Raw genomic sequence first — 15,314 nt, forward strand, 5'->3', positions numbered from 1 at the left:
CGCCGCCTGCTTCTCCGCTGCTTCCCGCTCCGCGGCCGCTACTTGCCGGGGCGCTCCACCGCGTGCCCGCCGAACTGGTTCCGCAGGGCGGCGATCATCTTCATCTGCGGCGAGTCCTCCTGCCGCGACGAGAAGCGGGCGAACAGCGAAGCGGTGATCGCGGGCAGCGGCACCGAGTTGTCGATCGCCGCCTCCACCGTCCAACGGCCCTCGCCGGAGTCCGCCGCGTACCCCCGCAGCTCCGCCAGGTGCTCGTCGTCGTCCAGCGCCTTCACCGCCAGGTCGAGCAGCCAGGAGCGGATGACCGTGCCCTCCTGCCAGGAGCGGAAGACCTCGCGCACGTCCGTGACGGAGTCCGCGGCCTCCAGCAGCTCCCAGCCCTCCGCGAAGGCCTGCATCATCGCGTACTCGATGCCGTTGTGGACCATCTTCGCGAAGTGCCCGGCGCCGACCTTGCCCGCGTGGACCGCGCCGAACTCGCCCTCCGGCTTCAGCGCGTCGAAGACCGGCTGCACCGTGGCGACGTGCTCGGCGTCGCCGCCGTACATCAGCGCGTAGCCGTTCTCCAGGCCCCAGACGCCGCCCGAGACGCCGCAGTCGACGAAGCCGATGCCCTTGGCCTTCAGCTCCTCGGCGTGCTTCTCGTCGTCCGTCCAGCGGGAGTTGCCGCCGTCCACGACGATGTCACCCGGCGACAGCAGCTCGGCCAACTCGTCCACGGTCGACTGCGTGGCGGCTCCGGCGGGGACCATCACCCAGACCACGCGCGGGCCTTCGAGCTTCTCCACCAGCTCCGTGAGGCTGTGGACGTCGGCGAGCGCCGGGTCGCGGTCGTATCCGACGACGGTGTGGCCCGCGCGGCGGATGCGCTCGCGCATGTTGCCGCCCATCTTGCCCAGGCCGACGAGACCGAGCTCCATTGTGGCGCCTTCCTTCGGTGCTGCTGCATGGCTTCACTGGCTGGCTACGAGCGTACGCCCGGGGCCGCGCGCACACCTGTGGGCCCGGCCGCTCAGCCGTACGCACCGACCGGCCGCCGAACCCGTCCCGGCGGCGCGGGTGATGGGCGTCCCGGGGGACGGCCCGCGTGGCGGCTAACCGCTCAACCGCACCGGCATGATCAGGTACTTGTACGCGTCGTCCGCCTCGACGTCCTTCGCGGGCCGGCCGGTGAGCAGCGCGGGCTTCGTCGACGTGGTGAAGGAGAGCTGGGCCACCGGCGAGTCGATCGCGCTCAGGCCCTCCAGCAGGAAGCCGGGGTTGAAGGCGATCGACACGTCGTCGCCCTCCAACTCCGCGTCCACGCGCTCCACAGCCTGTGCGTCGTCGCTCGAACCGGCCTCCAGGGTCAGCACGCCCTGCTCGAAGCTCAGCCGGACCGGGGTGTTCCGCTCGGCCACCAGCGCGACGCGCTTCACCGCCTCGACGAACGGCGCCGTCTCGATCACCGCGACGGAGTTGAACTCCGTGGGGAACAGCGTGCGGTACTTCGGCAGGTCCCCTTCGAGCAGCCGCGTCGTCGTACGCCGCCCGGCGCCCTCGAAACCGATCAGGCCCTCGCCGGCACCCGCGCCCGACAGCGCCAGCGAGACGCTCTCGCCGCTGCTCAGCGACTTGGCCGTGTCCAGCAGCGTCTTGGCGGGCACCAGCGCCACCGACGAGGTGTCCGGGGTCTCCGGCTTCCACAGGAACTCGCGGACCGCGAAGCGGTAGCGGTCGGTGGAGGCGAGGGTGACGGTGTCGCCCTCGATCTCGATCCGTACACCCGTGAGCACCGGCAGGGTGTCGTCGCGTCCGGCGGCGATGGCGACCTGGCTGACGGCGGCGGCGAACACCTCGCCGGGCACCGTGCCGGTCGCGGTCGGCATCTCCGGCAGCGCCGGATACTCCTCCACAGGCAGTGTGTGGAGGGTGAACCGCGACGAGCCGCAGACCACCGTGGCGCGGACGCCGTCGGTGGAGATCTCCACCGGGCGGTTCGGCAGGGAGCGGCAGATGTCGGCGAGCAGCCGACCGGACACGAGGACCGTGCCGTCCTCCTCGACCTCGGCCTCGACCGAGACGCGTGACGAGACCTCGTAGTCGAAGCCCGACAGGCTCAGTGCGCCTTCCTCCGCCTTCAGCAGCAGCCCCGCCAGGACCGGCACCGGTGGACGAGCGGGGAGGCTCTTGGCGGTCCACGCCACTGCCTCAGCGAGTACGTCGCGCTCTACCCGGATCTTCACCTTCAGCCGCCTCCTGCTCTTGCTGCTGGCCTCTTGCCGGGGTCCAGTCTGACGCACCGCACTGACAGCCGGGAGCCATGAGGGTCAAGTCGGTGCCGGGTGGGTACGACGGCCCGAGGTCGAGTTGTGCACAGCACCCACTTCGATTCGTTTCCCGGGCTGACTCTAGGTGGTCGTAGTAGTAGGGCTTGTGGAAACCGTGGATAACTCCCTTTTCCCTGGTCAGCCTCCAGATTTTGTCCACCGCGCCCTGTGGGCGGACCGGTGGACGGACAGCGGTTCCTGTGGACGCCGGAAAGTTCTGCACATGCCGTGCACAGCTCCGGGTGACTTGCCCACAGCCCCACCCACAGGTTTCGAGGACTTCCCCACAGGGCATCAGGCGGGGTCCCTGTGACCTGATTCACCCGGACGGATGAGAAGCCGTGCCGCGTTGCCGAACAGTGGACAGGGCTGTGGAGAAGCTGGGGACAACCCCATGTTTGCTGTGGGCGGCCGGTGGACAACATCTTGGGCCGCCTGTGCACGACCGATCCGTCCACAGCCTGTGGAAAGTCTTCGCCCACAAATCCCCAGCCGTCTGACCTCCCAAGATCCTCTCGCAGCGGACGCGCCTGTGGAGGGTTTCTGGACAACTCGCCGGTCCCCAGGGTGTGGACGCCGCTTCCGGCGATTTCCTGTGGACTTCGGGGCCCGTGAGCAGGCGATTCGAACAACGCGAAGCGCCCCCGTCCGGCATGACGGGGGCGCGGGAGGGCCGCGGGCGGGCGGCGGACGGCGTACGGGAGACGTACGGAGGCAGGCGTACGGCACGAGTCGTACGCGGGGAGGGGACGGCGCCGTACGCGTGCCGGTGCGGCGGGCGCGTACCGCGAGAGGGAGCACGGCGAGGCAGGCACGGGACATACGCGGAGACATACGCGGCATCGCGCCGCCCGGGGACGTCCGCCGCAGCCGTACGCCGTACGCGTCAGGCGTTCTTGATGCGGTTGGTCAGCTCCGTGACCTGGTTGTAGATGGACCGCCGCTCCGCCATCAGCGCGCGGATCTTGCGGTCGGCGTGCATCACCGTCGTGTGGTCGCGGCCGCCGAACTGCGCGCCGATCTTCGGCAGCGACAGGTCCGTCAGCTCCCGGCACAGGTACATCGCGATCTGCCGCGCCGTCACCAGCACCCGGCTGCGCGAGGAACCGCACAGGTCGTCCACGGAGAGCCCGAAGTAGTCGGCGGTGGCGGCCATGATGTCCGACGCCGTGATCTCCGGGGACGCGTCCTCGCCGCCGGGGATCAGGTCCTTCAGCACGATCTCGGTGAGACCGAGGTCCACCGGCTGCCGGTTGAGACTCGCGAACGCCGTGACGCGGATGAGCGCGCCCTCCAGCTCCCGGATGTTGCGGGAGATGCGCGAGGCGATGAACTCCAGCACCTCCGGCGGCGCGTTCAGCTGCTCCTGCACCGCCTTCTTCCGGAGGATCGCGATCCGGGTCTCCAGCTCCGGCGGCTGGACGTCCGTGATGAGACCCCACTCGAAACGGTTGCGCAGCCGGTCCTCCAGCGTCACCAGCTGCTTCGGCGGCCGGTCGGAGGAGAGCACGATCTGTTTGTTCGCGTTGTGCAGGGTGTTGAAGGTGTGGAAGAACTCCTCCTGCGTCGACTCCTTGCTCGCCAGGAACTGGATGTCGTCGACGAGCAGGATGTCCATGTCGCGGTAGCGCTTGCGGAACGCGTCCGCCTTGCCGTCGCGGATGGAGTTGATGAACTCGTTCGTGAACTCCTCGGAGCTCACGTACCGCACCCGGGTCCCCGGGTAGAGGCTGCGGGCGTAGTGCCCGATCGCGTGCAGCAGGTGCGTCTTGCCGAGCCCCGACTCCCCGTAGATGAACAGCGGGTTGTACGCCTTCGCGGGCGCCTCCGCGACGGCCACCGCGGCGGCGTGCGCGAAGCGGTTGGAGGCGCCGATGACGAAGGTGTCGAAGAGGTACTTCGGGTTGAGCCGCGCCGTCGGCTCCCCCGGCCCGGTCGCCGGCGCGGGCTGCGCGGCCAGCGGGCCGGGCGCGCCGGAGGGCGCGGGCAGCTGGCTCGGCCCGTCGTAGCGCGGCGCGGGCGGCTGGCCCTGGCGCGGGAGGTGGATCTGCGGCTGCGGGTGCGGCGCGTGCTGCGATCCGTACTGGTCGTACGGGGAGTGCTGCGGCGCGTGCTGCCCCTGCTGGTCGTAGTGCGGCGGGTCGTACCGCTGCTGCTCGTACTGCTGGTGCTGCGGCGGCCCCGGGTACGGGTCGTGGCGCTGCTGGTGCTGCCAGGACTCCGGCTGCTGCTGGTGCTGCTGGTGGTGGTGCGGCGGGCCGCCCTGCTGGGTGGCGGGCGGCTGCGCGTAGCTCTGGTACGCGGAACGGGGGTTGGGCAGCTCCGGCGTGTCGTAGCCGCGCTCACGCTGCGGCGGGCCGGAGCCCGCGGGCGACCCGTTCTGCGGGGCCGACGGCGGGGCGGCGGCGGGCGTGGGCGCCGGGGCGGCGGGGCCGGTGACGGTGATCGCGAGCCGGATCGACTGCTGGCACTCGCGGCTCAGCGCGTCGCTGATCATCGGCGCGAGGCGGCCCTCCAGGACGCCCTTCGCGTACTCGTTGGGCACCCCGAGCAGCGCCGTGCCCGAGACGAGCACGAGCGGCTGGCAGTCCTTGAGCCACCGCTGGTCCTTCGCCTCGATGCCCTGCCCGTCGGTGAGGAGCTGTTCCAGTACGCGTGGCCAGACCGCGGCGAGGTCTGCGGGTAGATCGGCCACGGGCACGCTCTCTCATCTCGCTGGGCGGGGCTCACTCTGGGAGGCGACGAGTCCCGCGAATGTGTGATTCTCGGGACGCTCGGGAAGGAACGGGGGTTGAGCCACGGTAATCAGGGCTGGGTGCACCGTACAAGTCGTTGTCCACAGGCTGTGCACGACTGGCCCGATGAGGCCCCCCACGGGCTCGTTTGACCGGATGGCGCAGCCGCGCGTACCGTATCGAGGTCGAGTTGTCGACGGCTGCTGCCGCCTGCCTCCGATGGGCAAGTTCACGCGGTGCACACTCGGGCGTTGCGAGCTTCTCGTGGGCGCACGGTGACAGCCGGTCGACGCTCCCCCACGCCCCGTCTCGACCGAGACTCAAGCTTTCCTGGAGCCCCCGAGTGAGCAAGCGCACTTTCCAGCCGAACAACCGTCGCCGCGCCAAGACCCACGGCTTCCGTCTGCGCATGCGCACCCGTGCCGGTCGTGCGATCGTCGCGAACCGGCGCAGCAAGGGCCGTGCCCGTCTGTCGGCCTGAGCAGCCTGACCACAGGTCCATGACGTGCTGCCTACCGAGCACCGGCTGAGGCGGCGCGAGGACTTCGCGACCGCGGTACGGCGAGGCCGCAAGGCCGGTCGTCCGCTGCTCGTCGTCCACCTGTTTCGTCGTACGGACCCGCACGAGCCGGGGGAGGTCCCTCCCCCGACGCGTGCGGGTTTCGTCGTGAGCAAGGCCGTCGGCGGGGCGACCGTGCGCAACCTCGTGAAGCGCCGCCTGAGGCACCTCATACGCGACCGGCTCGCTTCACTTCCTACGGGTAGCCTGGTGGTCGTACGGGCGCTGCCCGGTGCGGGCACCGCGGACCACGCGGAGTTGGCCCGCGACCTGGACACCGCGTTGCAGCGGTTGCTGGGGAGGGCACCGTGAAATACCCGCTGCTCTGGTTGATCAAGATCTACCAGTGGACCATCAGCCCGATGCTGGGGCCGGTCTGCCGGTACTACCCGTCGTGCTCCCACTACGGATACGGGGCGATCGACCGGCACGGCGCGGTCAAGGGGACGGTGCTCACCGCCTGGCGCATCCTGCGCTGCAACCCGTGGTCGGCCGGTGGCGTCGACCACGTCCCCGCCCGGAAGCGTCCGGTGTGGCACCAGAGGCTTCGTGGCCGCTGGCAGCAGCACCGGACCCAGTCCCACGCCCAAGGAGTCTGATTCGTGGACACGATCCTCGGTCCTCTCTATACCGCTGTTTCCTGGATCATCGTCCAGTTCCACAAGCTGTACAGCCTTGCGTTCGACGAGGACAGCGGTTGGGCCTGGGGTCTGTCCATCGTCTCGCTGGTGATCCTGATCCGTATCTGCCTGATCCCGCTCTTCGTGAAGCAGATCAAGTCGACGCGGAACATGCAGGCGCTCCAGCCGCGGATGAAGGCGATCCAGGAGCGCTACAAGAGCGACAAGCAGCGCCAGTCCGAAGAGATGATGAAGCTCTACAAGGAGACGGGCACCAACCCGCTCTCCAGCTGCCTGCCGATCCTGGCGCAGTCGCCGTTCTTCATCGCGCTCTACCAGGTGCTCAACAAGATCGCCGGCAACCACCCGGTCGGCGTGCTCGACGCGGAGCAGGTGGACAGCGCCCGTAACGCGCACGTCTTCGGCGCCCCGATCGCCGCGAAGTTCATGGACGGCGCCGAGAAGGTCGAGTCGCTGTCGGCCACGCTGGTCGACGTCCGCGTCGTCACCGTCGTCATGATCCTGCTGATGTCGGCGTCGCAGTTCTACACGCAGCGCCAGCTGATGACGAAGAACGTCGACCTGACGGTCAAGACGCCGTTCATGCAGCAGCAGAAGATGCTGATGTACGTCTTCCCCATCATGTTCGCCGTCTTCGGCATCAACTTCCCCGTCGGTGTCCTCGTCTACTGGCTGACCACCAACGTGTGGACGCTCGGGCAGCAGATGTTCGTCATCAAGCGGAACCCGACACCGGGCAGCCTCGCGTTCCAGCAGCGCCAGGAGAAGCTGCGCGCCCAGGGCAAGATCAAGGAAGACCCCGAAGAGGTCCAGGCGAAGAAGGCCGTCGAGGAAGCGCGCGCCAAGCGGACCCAGCCGAAGCGGCAGACCAAGGCGAAGCGGCAGACCACCGTCGCCGGTGGCACCGCGGCGGCCGAGCGGAAGCCGGACCTGGAGAAGCAGCCGCAGGCGTCGGCGGGGGCCAAGCAGACCGCCGCGTCGAAGGCGGAGGTGCGGAAGCCGGCGACCACGCAGAAGGCCGCCGCCCAGGGCCAGGGCAAGTCCGCCTCAGGCCAGAAGAAGCCGCACGGCCAGCAGGGCAAGAAGAAGCCGCAGTCCGCCAAGTCCAAGAAGTAAGAAGGAGTCCATCAGTGACGGAGACGACCTCCGCAGAGGGCACCGACACCCTGTCCCGGCTGGAGCAGGAGGGGGAGATCGCGGCCGACTACCTCGAGGGACTCCTCGACATCGCCGACCTCGACGGTGACATCGACATGGACGTCGAGGCGGACCGGGCCGCGGTGTCGATCATCAGTGACGGCTCCGGGCGCGACCTCCAGAAGCTGGTCGGCCGGGAGGGCGAGGTCCTGGAGGCGCTCCAGGAGCTGACGCGGCTGGCGGTCCACCGGGAGACCGGTGAGCGGAGCCGCCTGATGCTGGACGTCGCGGGCTTCCGCGCGCGGAAGCGCGAGGAGCTGACGGAGCTGGGTACGAAGGCGGCCGAGGAGGCGAAGGGCAACGGCGAGCCGGTGAAGCTGCGCCCGATGACGCCGTTCGAGCGCAAGGTCGTGCACGACGCCGTCGCCGAGGCCGGACTGCGCAGCGAGTCCGAGGGCGAGGAGCCGGAACGCTGCGTGGTAGTGCTTCCGTGAGCCAGGGCCCCGCCGAGGAGCTGCCGCCTGCCCCCGAGGTCGCGCGGGAGTTCTTCGGCGCTTCCTTTTCGGCGGCGCAGCGGTACGGCGAGCTGCTCGCCGACGTGGGCGTGCGACGCGGACTGATCGGCCCGCGCGAGGTGCCCCGGCTCTGGGAGCGGCACCTGCTGAACTGCGCGGTGCTGGGCGAGCTGGTGCCGGAGGGCGTGACGGTCTGCGACGTCGGTTCGGGCGCCGGACTGCCGGGTATCCCCCTGGCGCTCGTACGGCCGGACCTGCGGATCACGCTGCTGGAGCCGCTGCTCCGGCGGACGACGTTCCTCCAGGAGGTCGTCGAGGTGCTCGGCCTGGAGCATGTGACGGTCGTGCGCGGGCGGGCCGAGGAGGTGCTGGGCACGTTGCCGCCGGTGCAGGTGGTGACGGCCCGCGCGGTGGCGCCGCTGGACCGGCTCGCGGGCTGGGGCGTGCCGCTGCTGCGGCCGTACGGCGAGATGCTGGCCATCAAGGGGGACACCGCCGCGGAGGAGCTGAAGGGCGCCCGTGCGGCGCTGCACAAGCTCGGCGTCGTCGACACCTCGGTCATCCAGGTCGGTGCCGGCGTGGTGGACCCGCAGGCGACGATCGTACGGGCGGAGGTCGGGGAGAGCCCCGGCGGTGTGCGGTTCGCCGCGAAGCGCGCCAAGGCCGCGAAGACGGCCCGGGGCAAGCGGCGGCGCCAGCGCTGAGCGCGGATGCGGACCCCGGCAGGGGTTGAAGTGAGCGGCACAGGGAGGGCCCGGGATTCCGGGCCCTTCGTCATGAGGCGGTGTCTGGTGGCAGGCGCCCGGTGCTGGGCGACCGGTTGGTCCGCGTTACTCCATAAAAGCGCTTAGCTTACGCATGGGCGGAGTGTCGCCGTGGTCGGTGAGCGCTGCGCCTGCATGGTGTTTCACGTGAAACGACGCTCTCTCCTGCAAGGAATCATCAGTCGTGGGCGTGCGGCGGCTGCTCCACGTGCCCGTACTCACCGAGGAACGCCTTCTGTGGCGGATTCATCCACAGGGAAGAGGGGCTCGCTGGTTCGCGACCCCGAAAGCATGGCAGGCTTTGAACCTCAAAGAGGTCTTGCCGAGGAGAGTGAACCGTTGCGGTCCGACGCCAACTTCGCGGGGCCGATGGCCGATCCGGTCCCCGGTCCCCGTACCGAATCCACGGACGTTTCACGTGAAACGCCACCTCCGATGGACGCTGCCCCCAGCTTCGCTGCCCAACCGCCGACTCCGGCCGGTCAGACGCCGCAGCTGGTGGGCAGAGCCGCCCAGCAGGTCGTCGAGGCGATGCATCAGGCCGGTGAACGGCTGCCCAGACCCGAGCGCACGCGCGTGATGGTCGTCGCCAACCAGAAGGGCGGCGTCGGCAAGACCACCACCACCGTGAACCTCGCCGCCTCCCTGGCGTTGCACGGTGCACGCGTACTCGTGGTCGACCTCGACCCGCAGGGAAACGCCTCGACCGCGCTGGGCATCGACCACCACTCCGAGGTGCCGTCGATCTACGACGTACTGGTCGAGAGCAAGCCCCTGTCGGAGGTCGTGCAGCCCGTACCGGATGTGGAAGGTCTCTTCTGCGCCCCCGCCACCATCGACCTCGCCGGTGCGGAGATCGAGTTGGTGTCCCTGGTGGCCAGAGAGAGCCGCTTGCAGCGGGCCATCGAGGCGTACGAGCAGCCGTTGGACTACATCCTCATCGACTGCCCGCCCTCCCTCGGTCTCCTCACGGTCAACGCCCTTGTCGCCGGTGCGGAGGTGCTGATCCCGATCCAGTGCGAGTACTACGCGTTGGAAGGGCTCGGCCAGCTCCTCCGCAACGTCGATCTGGTCCGTGGTCACCTCAACCGGGACCTGCGTATCTCGACGATCCTCCTCACCATGTACGACGGCCGCACACGGTTGGCGTCCCAGGTGGCTGAGGAGGTGCGCAGCCACTTCGGCAGCGAGGTGCTGCGGACGAACATCCCGCGTTCGGTCCGTATCTCGGAGGCGCCGAGCTACGGGCAGACGGTGCTGACTTACGATCCTGGTTCCAGCGGCTCGCTCTCCTATCTGGAGGCGGCCCGTGAGATCGCCCTGCGCGACCCGAGCGCGCAGTCGGAACAGCCACAGCAGCAGAGCCTCGCGGAGGGGAACCAGTGAGCGATCGACGTAGGGGACTGGGGCGGGGGCTCGGCGCGCTGATTCCGGCCGCGCCGAAGCCGTCGGACGAGGCCGATGCCGGCGCTTCGGGCGGCCGGGGTTCCACGTCGCCTTCGGCGGTGCCGGTGCTGACACCGGAACGCGGAGTGGCGGCGGCGAAGGTCACCACGCTGCCCGACAGTGGCGCGGCGGCCGGTGTTCCACGTGAAACAGCTGCGGCCCAGCCGGGACGACAGGTGGACGGGGCGTCCGAGGGAGCACGGGCTGGGGAGCCCGCGGTGCTGTCCGGCAGCGAACCGGGCGCGCACTTCGCGGAGTTGCCGCTCGATTCGATCACGCCCAACCCGCGGCAGCCGCGCGAGGTGTTCGACGAGGACGCGCTCGCCGAGCTGGTCGCGTCCATCACGGAGGTGGGTCTGCTCCAGCCCGTGGTGGTACGGCAGTTGGCGCCGGGCCGCTACGAACTCATCATGGGCGAGCGCCGCTGGCGTGCCTGCCGTGAGGCCGGGCTCGAAGCGATCCCCGCGATCGTACGGGCCACGGATGACGAGAAGCTGCTGCTGGACGCCCTGCTGGAGAACCTGCACCGGGCGCAGCTCAACCCGTTGGAGGAGGCGGCGGCGTACGACCAGCTGCTCAAGGACTTCAACTGCACGCACGACCAGCTGGCCGACCGCATCGGGCGGTCCCGTCCGCAGGTGTCCAACACACTGCGGCTGCTCCGCCTCTCTCCCTCCGTCCAACGTCGGGTCGCCGCCGGGGTGCTGTCGGCCGGTCATGCGCGAGCCCTGCTCTCGGTGGACGACAGCGATGAGCAGGACCGCCTGGCGCACCGCATCGTGGCGGAGGGCCTGTCGGTACGGGCCGTCGAGGAGATCGTCACGCTCCTCAACTCCGACCCGAAGAGCACGCCCAAGTCCAAGGGGCCGCGAGCGGGGAAGCGGGTCTCGCCCTCGCTCGACCAGCTCGCGGGGCGTCTCTCGGACCGGTTCGAGACACGCGTGAAGGTCGACCTCGGGCAGAAGAAGGGCAAGATCGTCGTCGAGTTCGCGTCGATGGACGACCTGGACCGGATTCTGGGCCAGCTGGCACCGGGCGAGGGTCGTGTCCTCGCACAGCAGCTGTCAGCCGAGGACGTCGACGCTGACGTGGAGCAGGCCGCCGCCTCGGAGCGCGGCACGGCGGACGACGGGGACGACGCCCGGCAGTGACGCGAGGAACTGACGCCCCATGGATACGATGTGTCCATGGGGCGTCAGCTTGTTCCGCTCACTCTGGACAACCTCCCGGACCTGCCGAAGCGCTGCCGTGAGTGCGTCTTCTGGGAGCTGGACCCGGTCAACGGCGAAGCCGCGATCAAGGGGGGCCGTCCGGATCTGGAGAAGGAGTCCTGGATCTCGGGCGTGCTGCTGGAATGGGGCTCGTGCGGACGTGTCGTCTACGTGGACGACGTGGCGGTCGGCTTCGTGCTGTACGCGCCGCCCGCGTACGTACCGCGTTCCGTCAACTTCCCCACGAGTCCCGTGTCCCCCGACGCCGTGCAGCTGATGACCGCGTGGCTGATGCCGGGATACCAGGGGCAGGGGCTGGGGCGGGTGATCGTGCAGACCGTGGCCAAGGACGTTCTGCGGCGCGGCTTCAAGGCCATCGAGGCGTTCGGTGACGCGCGGTGGAAGGAACCGGGGTGTCTGCTGCCGGCCGATCATCTTCTGGCGGTGGGCTTCAAGACCGTCCGGCCCCACTTCGCGTACCCCCGGCTGAGGCTGGAGCTGCGGTCGACGGTCTCTTGGAAGCAGGATGTCGAACGGGCGCTGGACCAGCTGCTGGGCGCGGTGCAGAAGGAGCCCGCGCTCCGGCCGCTGTGAGGGCGGCTCCGGAAATACGAAACGGGACCCGTCCCTGAGGACGGGTCCCGTTTCACGTGAAACGATCAGCCGATGAAGTCGGCCAGGTCGCGCTCCAGGGCGGCCTTCGGCTTCGCGCCGACGATGGTCCGTACGACCTCGCCGCCCTTGTAGACGTTCATCGTCGGGATGGACATGATGCCGTACTTGGCGGCCACGGCGGGGTTCTCGTCGATGTTGAGCTTGACGACCGTCAGCGCCTCGCTGTTCTCCGCGGCGATCGCTTCGAGTGACGGCGCGATCTGACGGCACGGACCGCACCAGGCGGCCCAGAAGTCGACCAGCACGGGCTTGTCGCTGTTGAGGACCAGCTCCTCGAAGTTGGCGTCGGTCGCGGTCACGGTGGCACCGGCCATGGTAGTTCTCCTCTTTTCCTGTGTGTCTCTATGTCTGTGCGGGCGAAGGGCTACAGCGGTAGCCGGGTCAGACGGCGGCGACCTTGTCCGGCTCGGGGGTCGACTCCGGCGAGGAGGCGCCGTCGGCCAGGGCGGCGAGATACCGCTCGGCGTCCAGAGCGGCGGAACATCCGGTGCCCGCCGCGGTGATCGCCTGCCGGTACGTGTGGTCCACGACGTCACCGGCCGCGAACACGCCGGGGACCTTCGTCCGGGTCGAGGGCGAGTCGACCACCAGGTAGCCCTCGTCGTCGAACTCGAGGACGCCCTCGAAGAGTTCCGTACGCGGGTCGTGGCCGATGGCGACGAACAAGCCGGTGGCCGCGAGTGCGGAGGTCTCGCCCGTCGTCGTGTCGCGCAGAGTCAGGCTGGCCAGCTTGCCGTCCTTGTCGTGGATCTCCGCGACCTCGCTGTTCCACGCGAAGTTGATCTTCGGGTCGGCGAAGGCACGCTCCTGCATCGCCTTCGAGGCGCGCAGGGTGTCCCGACGGTGGACGATGGTGACGGTCTTGGCGAAGCGGGAGAGGAACGTGGCCTCCTCCATCGCGGTGTCGCCGCCGCCGACCACGACGATGTCCTGCTCGCGGAAGAAGAAGCCGTCACACGTGGCGCAGTACGAGACACCGCGTCCGGACAGCTCGTCCTCCTGGGGGAGACCGAGCTTGCGGTGCTGCGAGCCGGTGGACACGATCACCGTACGGGCCCGGTGCACGGTGCCCTCGGAGTCGGTGACCGTCTTGATCTCACCCGAGAAGTCGACGGCGGAGACGTCGTCGGCGACCAGCTCCGCGCCGAAACGCTCCGCCTGCGCGCGCATCTGGTCCATCAGGTCCGGGCCGAGGATGCCCTCGCTGAAGCCGGGGAAGTTCTCCACCTCGGTCGTGTTCATGAGCGCGCCACCAGCGGTGACCGAGCCCTCGAAGACAAGGGGCTTCAGCGACGCGCGGGCGGTGTAGAGCGCGGCGGTGTAGCCCGCGGGCCCCGAACCGATGATGATCACGTTACGGACGTCGCTCACAGGAGCCTTCCTTGTCTGCCGACTGCGGGTCTGGATTGCTTGGCAAGGCTTTCACCCCACCCAACCGATCCTACGGGGGAGACATTCCCGTACGGCAGCGGTGCACCCGGACGAGGTGCCGGAGTCGTACGCCGACGGCTCGGCCCGGCGCTCCTCGGCCGAAGCCGGAGTGCGCCGGGCCGAGCCGGGCCACCGCCGTCGGGCGGATCAGTCGCGCGCGTACGTGTGCTTCGTGAGGACCTCGCCCGGCTTCCCCTCGGCGGAGGCCGAGACGCAGCCGGGGTCGACGACGTACGCGTCCACGTAGCGGGAGTCACCGGAGTGCGGCAGGACGACCAGATACGCGGCGCTGCCCTTGTACTGTGCGGCCGGATCCACGGCGAGAGGCGCCTCGGCGCGGCCGATGCCCTCCCGTACGCAGCTGGGCAAGGTGGTGGCTCCGTCGCCCCGGAGCGGGGTGCCTTCGCCGGGCGTCGGGTTCGTCTCGGCCTTCGGCGCACTGGACGAACCCGGAGCGAAGTCGCTCTCGTTGACCAGGGCGCGTACCTGCTTGCCAAGAGCGTCCGTACTGCTCTCCTGGTTGTCGCCCGAGGAGTTCTTCGGGGGCGAGCCGCCGTCCGCCGTCTGGGAGCTGTCGGACGAGCCGCCCGAGACACCCTGCACGATGACGGCGCCGAGTCCGAGGGCGGCCATGGCACCCGCGGCGGCGAGCAGGGTCGTACGCCACCGGCGCGGTGCGCGGCTCCGGCCGGGGCCGGTGGTCGCGTGCGAACGTCCGGGGGGTCGGCTCGCGCTGCGACGGCCCGTTTCACGTGAAACATCGCCCCGTGCTGCGACGTGCCCGGAGATCCGGTCCGCCGGTGCCACGACGTCGGACACCGTCTCCGTTTCACGTGAAACGGCGCCGTCGCCGCCGTCGGTGGATTCGTGCGACGCGGCGGCGTTCAGCAGGGCCTCCGCCGCGAGTGCCGCGTCGATGCGCTGCGCGACGTCCTCCGGCATTCTCGCCGGGCCCGGTACGGAGCCGAGGAGGCCGCGGATCTCGTCGAGGGACGCTCTCACGTCGGCACAGAGCGGGCAGCCCGCGAGGTGGGCGCGGAGGACGCTACTGCGTTCCGCGTCCAGTTGGCCCTCGGTGAGCGCCGAGATCTCCTCGACTTCGGGATGTTCGTCCGTGCCGAACGGAATCGAAGGGGATGTCATGTGCCGGTGCCACCTCCGCCCTTCACTGCGCCTGACCCACGGAAACCCTTCCGGATACTTCTCGAGGGTGGGACGGATGCCGCCCCGCCCGGGTTCCCTCCCTCGTCGGGTGGAGGGGATTCGTCTCGTACGGAGCCGTCCGGCCGCAGGTGCGACACCAGCGGGAGCAGCCGGGCGCGCCCCCGGGCACAGCGGCTCTTCACGGTGCCCACCGCCGTGTCCAGGACGGCGGCCGCCTCGGCCACCGGATAGCCCTGCATGTCGACGAGGACGAGTGCCGCGCGCTGTTCCACCGGGAGCTGCGCGAGTGCGGCGAGGAGCTGGCGGTGGAGGTCCTGCCGTTCGGCGGGGACGGCCGCGGACTCCTCGGGGTCGAGGAGCTGCTCCAGGCGTTCCGTGTCGTCCGTGGGCGAGCTGCGTCGCGACGCGGCCTTGCGGACGCGGTCGAGGCAGGCGTTCACGGTGATGCGGTGCAGCCAGGTCGTGACGGCCGACTGGCCGCGGAACGTGTGCGCCGCGCGGTACGCCGAGATCAGCGCGTCCTGCACCGCGTCGGCCGCCTCCTCCCGGTCCCCCAACGTCCGCAGGGCCACGGCCCAGAGCCGGTCGCGGTGCCGTCGGACGATCTCCCCGAACGCATCGGGGTCCCCCGCGACATGTCGCGCCAGCAGTTCCCGGTCATCCGGTGCGGCAGTGCCCGGAGCGGACGCGCGCGCACCGTCGTCGGTCATCCTGGCAGCACCCCCTT

At 69.8% G+C, this 15,314-nt stretch carries 16 protein-coding genes; 9 read left to right on the forward strand and 7 right to left on the reverse strand.

The annotated features are described in order from the left end of the window. Positions 1 to 38 precede the first annotated feature (38 nt). The 3 genes from gnd to dnaA form a co-directional block, all read right to left on the reverse strand. Positions 39 to 920 (reverse strand): phosphogluconate dehydrogenase (NAD(+)-dependent, decarboxylating), encoded by an 882-nt coding sequence (gene gnd, locus D7M15_RS14345; protein WP_121517871.1) that lies wholly within the window; start codon positions 918 to 920, stop codon positions 39 to 41. 174 nt (positions 921 to 1,094) lie between these two features. Continuing rightward, on the reverse strand, positions 1,095 to 2,225 hold the full coding sequence (gene dnaN, locus D7M15_RS14350; protein ID WP_121517872.1) for a DNA polymerase III subunit beta: 1,131 nt from the start codon (positions 2,223 to 2,225) through the stop codon (positions 1,095 to 1,097). Positions 2,226 to 3,195: 970 nt separating this feature from the next. Beyond that, on the reverse strand, positions 3,196 to 5,004 hold the full coding sequence (gene dnaA, locus D7M15_RS14360; protein ID WP_121520781.1) for a chromosomal replication initiator protein DnaA: 1,809 nt from the start codon (positions 5,002 to 5,004) through the stop codon (positions 3,196 to 3,198). Between the two features lie 383 nt (positions 5,005 to 5,387). On the opposite strand from dnaA, the gene rpmH reads away from it, so the two are divergent. From rpmH to D7M15_RS14405, 9 genes are all read left to right on the forward strand, one after another. Then, on the forward strand, positions 5,388 to 5,525 hold the full coding sequence (gene rpmH / locus D7M15_RS14365) for a 50S ribosomal protein L34 (protein ID WP_016906158.1): 138 nt from the start codon (positions 5,388 to 5,390) through the stop codon (positions 5,523 to 5,525). Positions 5,526 to 5,549: 24 nt separating this feature from the next. Further along, positions 5,550 to 5,915, forward strand: coding sequence for a ribonuclease P protein component (gene rnpA / locus D7M15_RS14370; protein WP_121517873.1), 366 nt, complete (start codon positions 5,550 to 5,552; stop codon positions 5,913 to 5,915). Continuing rightward, a complete protein-coding gene (gene yidD, locus D7M15_RS14375) occupies positions 5,912 to 6,202 on the forward strand; it encodes a membrane protein insertion efficiency factor YidD (protein ID WP_121517874.1) in 291 nt (96 codons plus the stop codon). Before rnpA ends, yidD begins: the two co-directional genes overlap by 4 nt. 3 nt (positions 6,203 to 6,205) lie before the next feature. Continuing rightward, a complete protein-coding gene (gene yidC / locus D7M15_RS14380; RefSeq protein ID WP_121517875.1) occupies positions 6,206 to 7,360 on the forward strand; it encodes a membrane protein insertase YidC in 1,155 nt (384 codons plus the stop codon). Positions 7,361 to 7,374: 14 nt separating this feature from the next. Continuing rightward, positions 7,375 to 7,875: a R3H domain-containing nucleic acid-binding protein gene (locus D7M15_RS14385; RefSeq protein ID WP_121517876.1), complete on the forward strand. Its 501-nt coding sequence runs from the start codon at positions 7,375 to 7,377 to the stop codon at positions 7,873 to 7,875. Then, entirely contained in the window at positions 7,872 to 8,600 is a 729-nt protein-coding gene (gene rsmG, locus D7M15_RS14390) for a 16S rRNA (guanine(527)-N(7))-methyltransferase RsmG (protein WP_121517877.1), read from the forward strand. The genes D7M15_RS14385 and rsmG overlap by 4 nt, the downstream gene beginning before the upstream one ends. A gap of 351 nt (positions 8,601 to 8,951) precedes the next feature. Further along, positions 8,952 to 10,046, forward strand: a complete 1,095-nt coding sequence (locus D7M15_RS14395; RefSeq protein WP_121517878.1) for a ParA family protein — start codon at positions 8,952 to 8,954, stop codon at positions 10,044 to 10,046. Then, positions 10,043 to 11,257: a ParB/RepB/Spo0J family partition protein gene (locus D7M15_RS14400; RefSeq protein WP_121517879.1), complete on the forward strand. Its 1,215-nt coding sequence runs from the start codon at positions 10,043 to 10,045 to the stop codon at positions 11,255 to 11,257. Before D7M15_RS14395 ends, D7M15_RS14400 begins: the two co-directional genes overlap by 4 nt. 36 nt (positions 11,258 to 11,293) lie before the next feature. Next, a complete protein-coding gene (locus D7M15_RS14405; RefSeq protein WP_121517880.1) occupies positions 11,294 to 11,911 on the forward strand; it encodes a GNAT family N-acetyltransferase in 618 nt (205 codons plus the stop codon). 65 nt (positions 11,912 to 11,976) lie between these two features. Here the strand turns inward: D7M15_RS14405 and trxA are convergent, their stop codons facing one another. The 4 genes from trxA to sigM all read right to left on the reverse strand — a co-directional run bounded on the left by trxA (position 11,977) and on the right by sigM (position 15,297). Further along, positions 11,977 to 12,306 carry a thioredoxin gene (trxA, locus tag D7M15_RS14410; RefSeq protein ID WP_121517881.1) on the reverse strand — a complete coding sequence of 110 codons (330 nt, stop codon included), beginning with the start codon at positions 12,304 to 12,306 and terminating at the stop codon, positions 11,977 to 11,979. Between the two features lie 67 nt (positions 12,307 to 12,373). Next, positions 12,374 to 13,363, reverse strand: coding sequence for a thioredoxin-disulfide reductase (gene trxB / locus D7M15_RS14415; RefSeq protein WP_121517882.1), 990 nt, complete (start codon positions 13,361 to 13,363; stop codon positions 12,374 to 12,376). 207 nt (positions 13,364 to 13,570) lie between these two features. Further along, positions 13,571 to 14,566, reverse strand: a complete 996-nt coding sequence (locus D7M15_RS14420; RefSeq protein WP_121517883.1) for a zf-HC2 domain-containing protein — start codon at positions 14,564 to 14,566, stop codon at positions 13,571 to 13,573. Further along, positions 14,563 to 15,297, reverse strand: coding sequence for an RNA polymerase sigma factor SigM (sigM, locus tag D7M15_RS14425; protein WP_121517884.1), 735 nt, complete (start codon positions 15,295 to 15,297; stop codon positions 14,563 to 14,565). Before sigM ends, D7M15_RS14420 begins: the two co-directional genes overlap by 4 nt. Positions 15,298 to 15,314 lie beyond the last annotated feature (17 nt).

Source organism: Streptomyces sp. Z26, from assembly GCF_003665095.1.
Classification (GTDB): Bacteria; Actinomycetota; Actinomycetes; order Streptomycetales; family Streptomycetaceae; genus Streptomyces; species Streptomyces phytohabitans.

Coding starts and splice junctions, on each gene's coding strand:
- D7M15_RS14420 (WP_121517883.1), bottom strand. CDS start 14,566: ATGACATCCCCTTCGATTCCGTTCGGCACGGACGAACATCCCGAAGTC.
- gnd (WP_121517871.1), bottom strand. CDS start 920: ATGGAGCTCGGTCTCGTCGGCCTGGGCAAGATGGGCGGCAACATGCGC.
- D7M15_RS14405 (WP_121517880.1), top strand. CDS start 11,294: ATGGGGCGTCAGCTTGTTCCGCTCACTCTGGACAACCTCCCGGACCTG.
- sigM (WP_121517884.1), bottom strand. CDS start 15,297: ATGACCGACGACGGTGCGCGCGCGTCCGCTCCGGGCACTGCCGCACCG.
- D7M15_RS14395 (WP_121517878.1), top strand. CDS start 8,952: ATGGCAGGCTTTGAACCTCAAAGAGGTCTTGCCGAGGAGAGTGAACCG.
- trxA (WP_121517881.1), bottom strand. CDS start 12,306: ATGGCCGGTGCCACCGTGACCGCGACCGACGCCAACTTCGAGGAGCTG.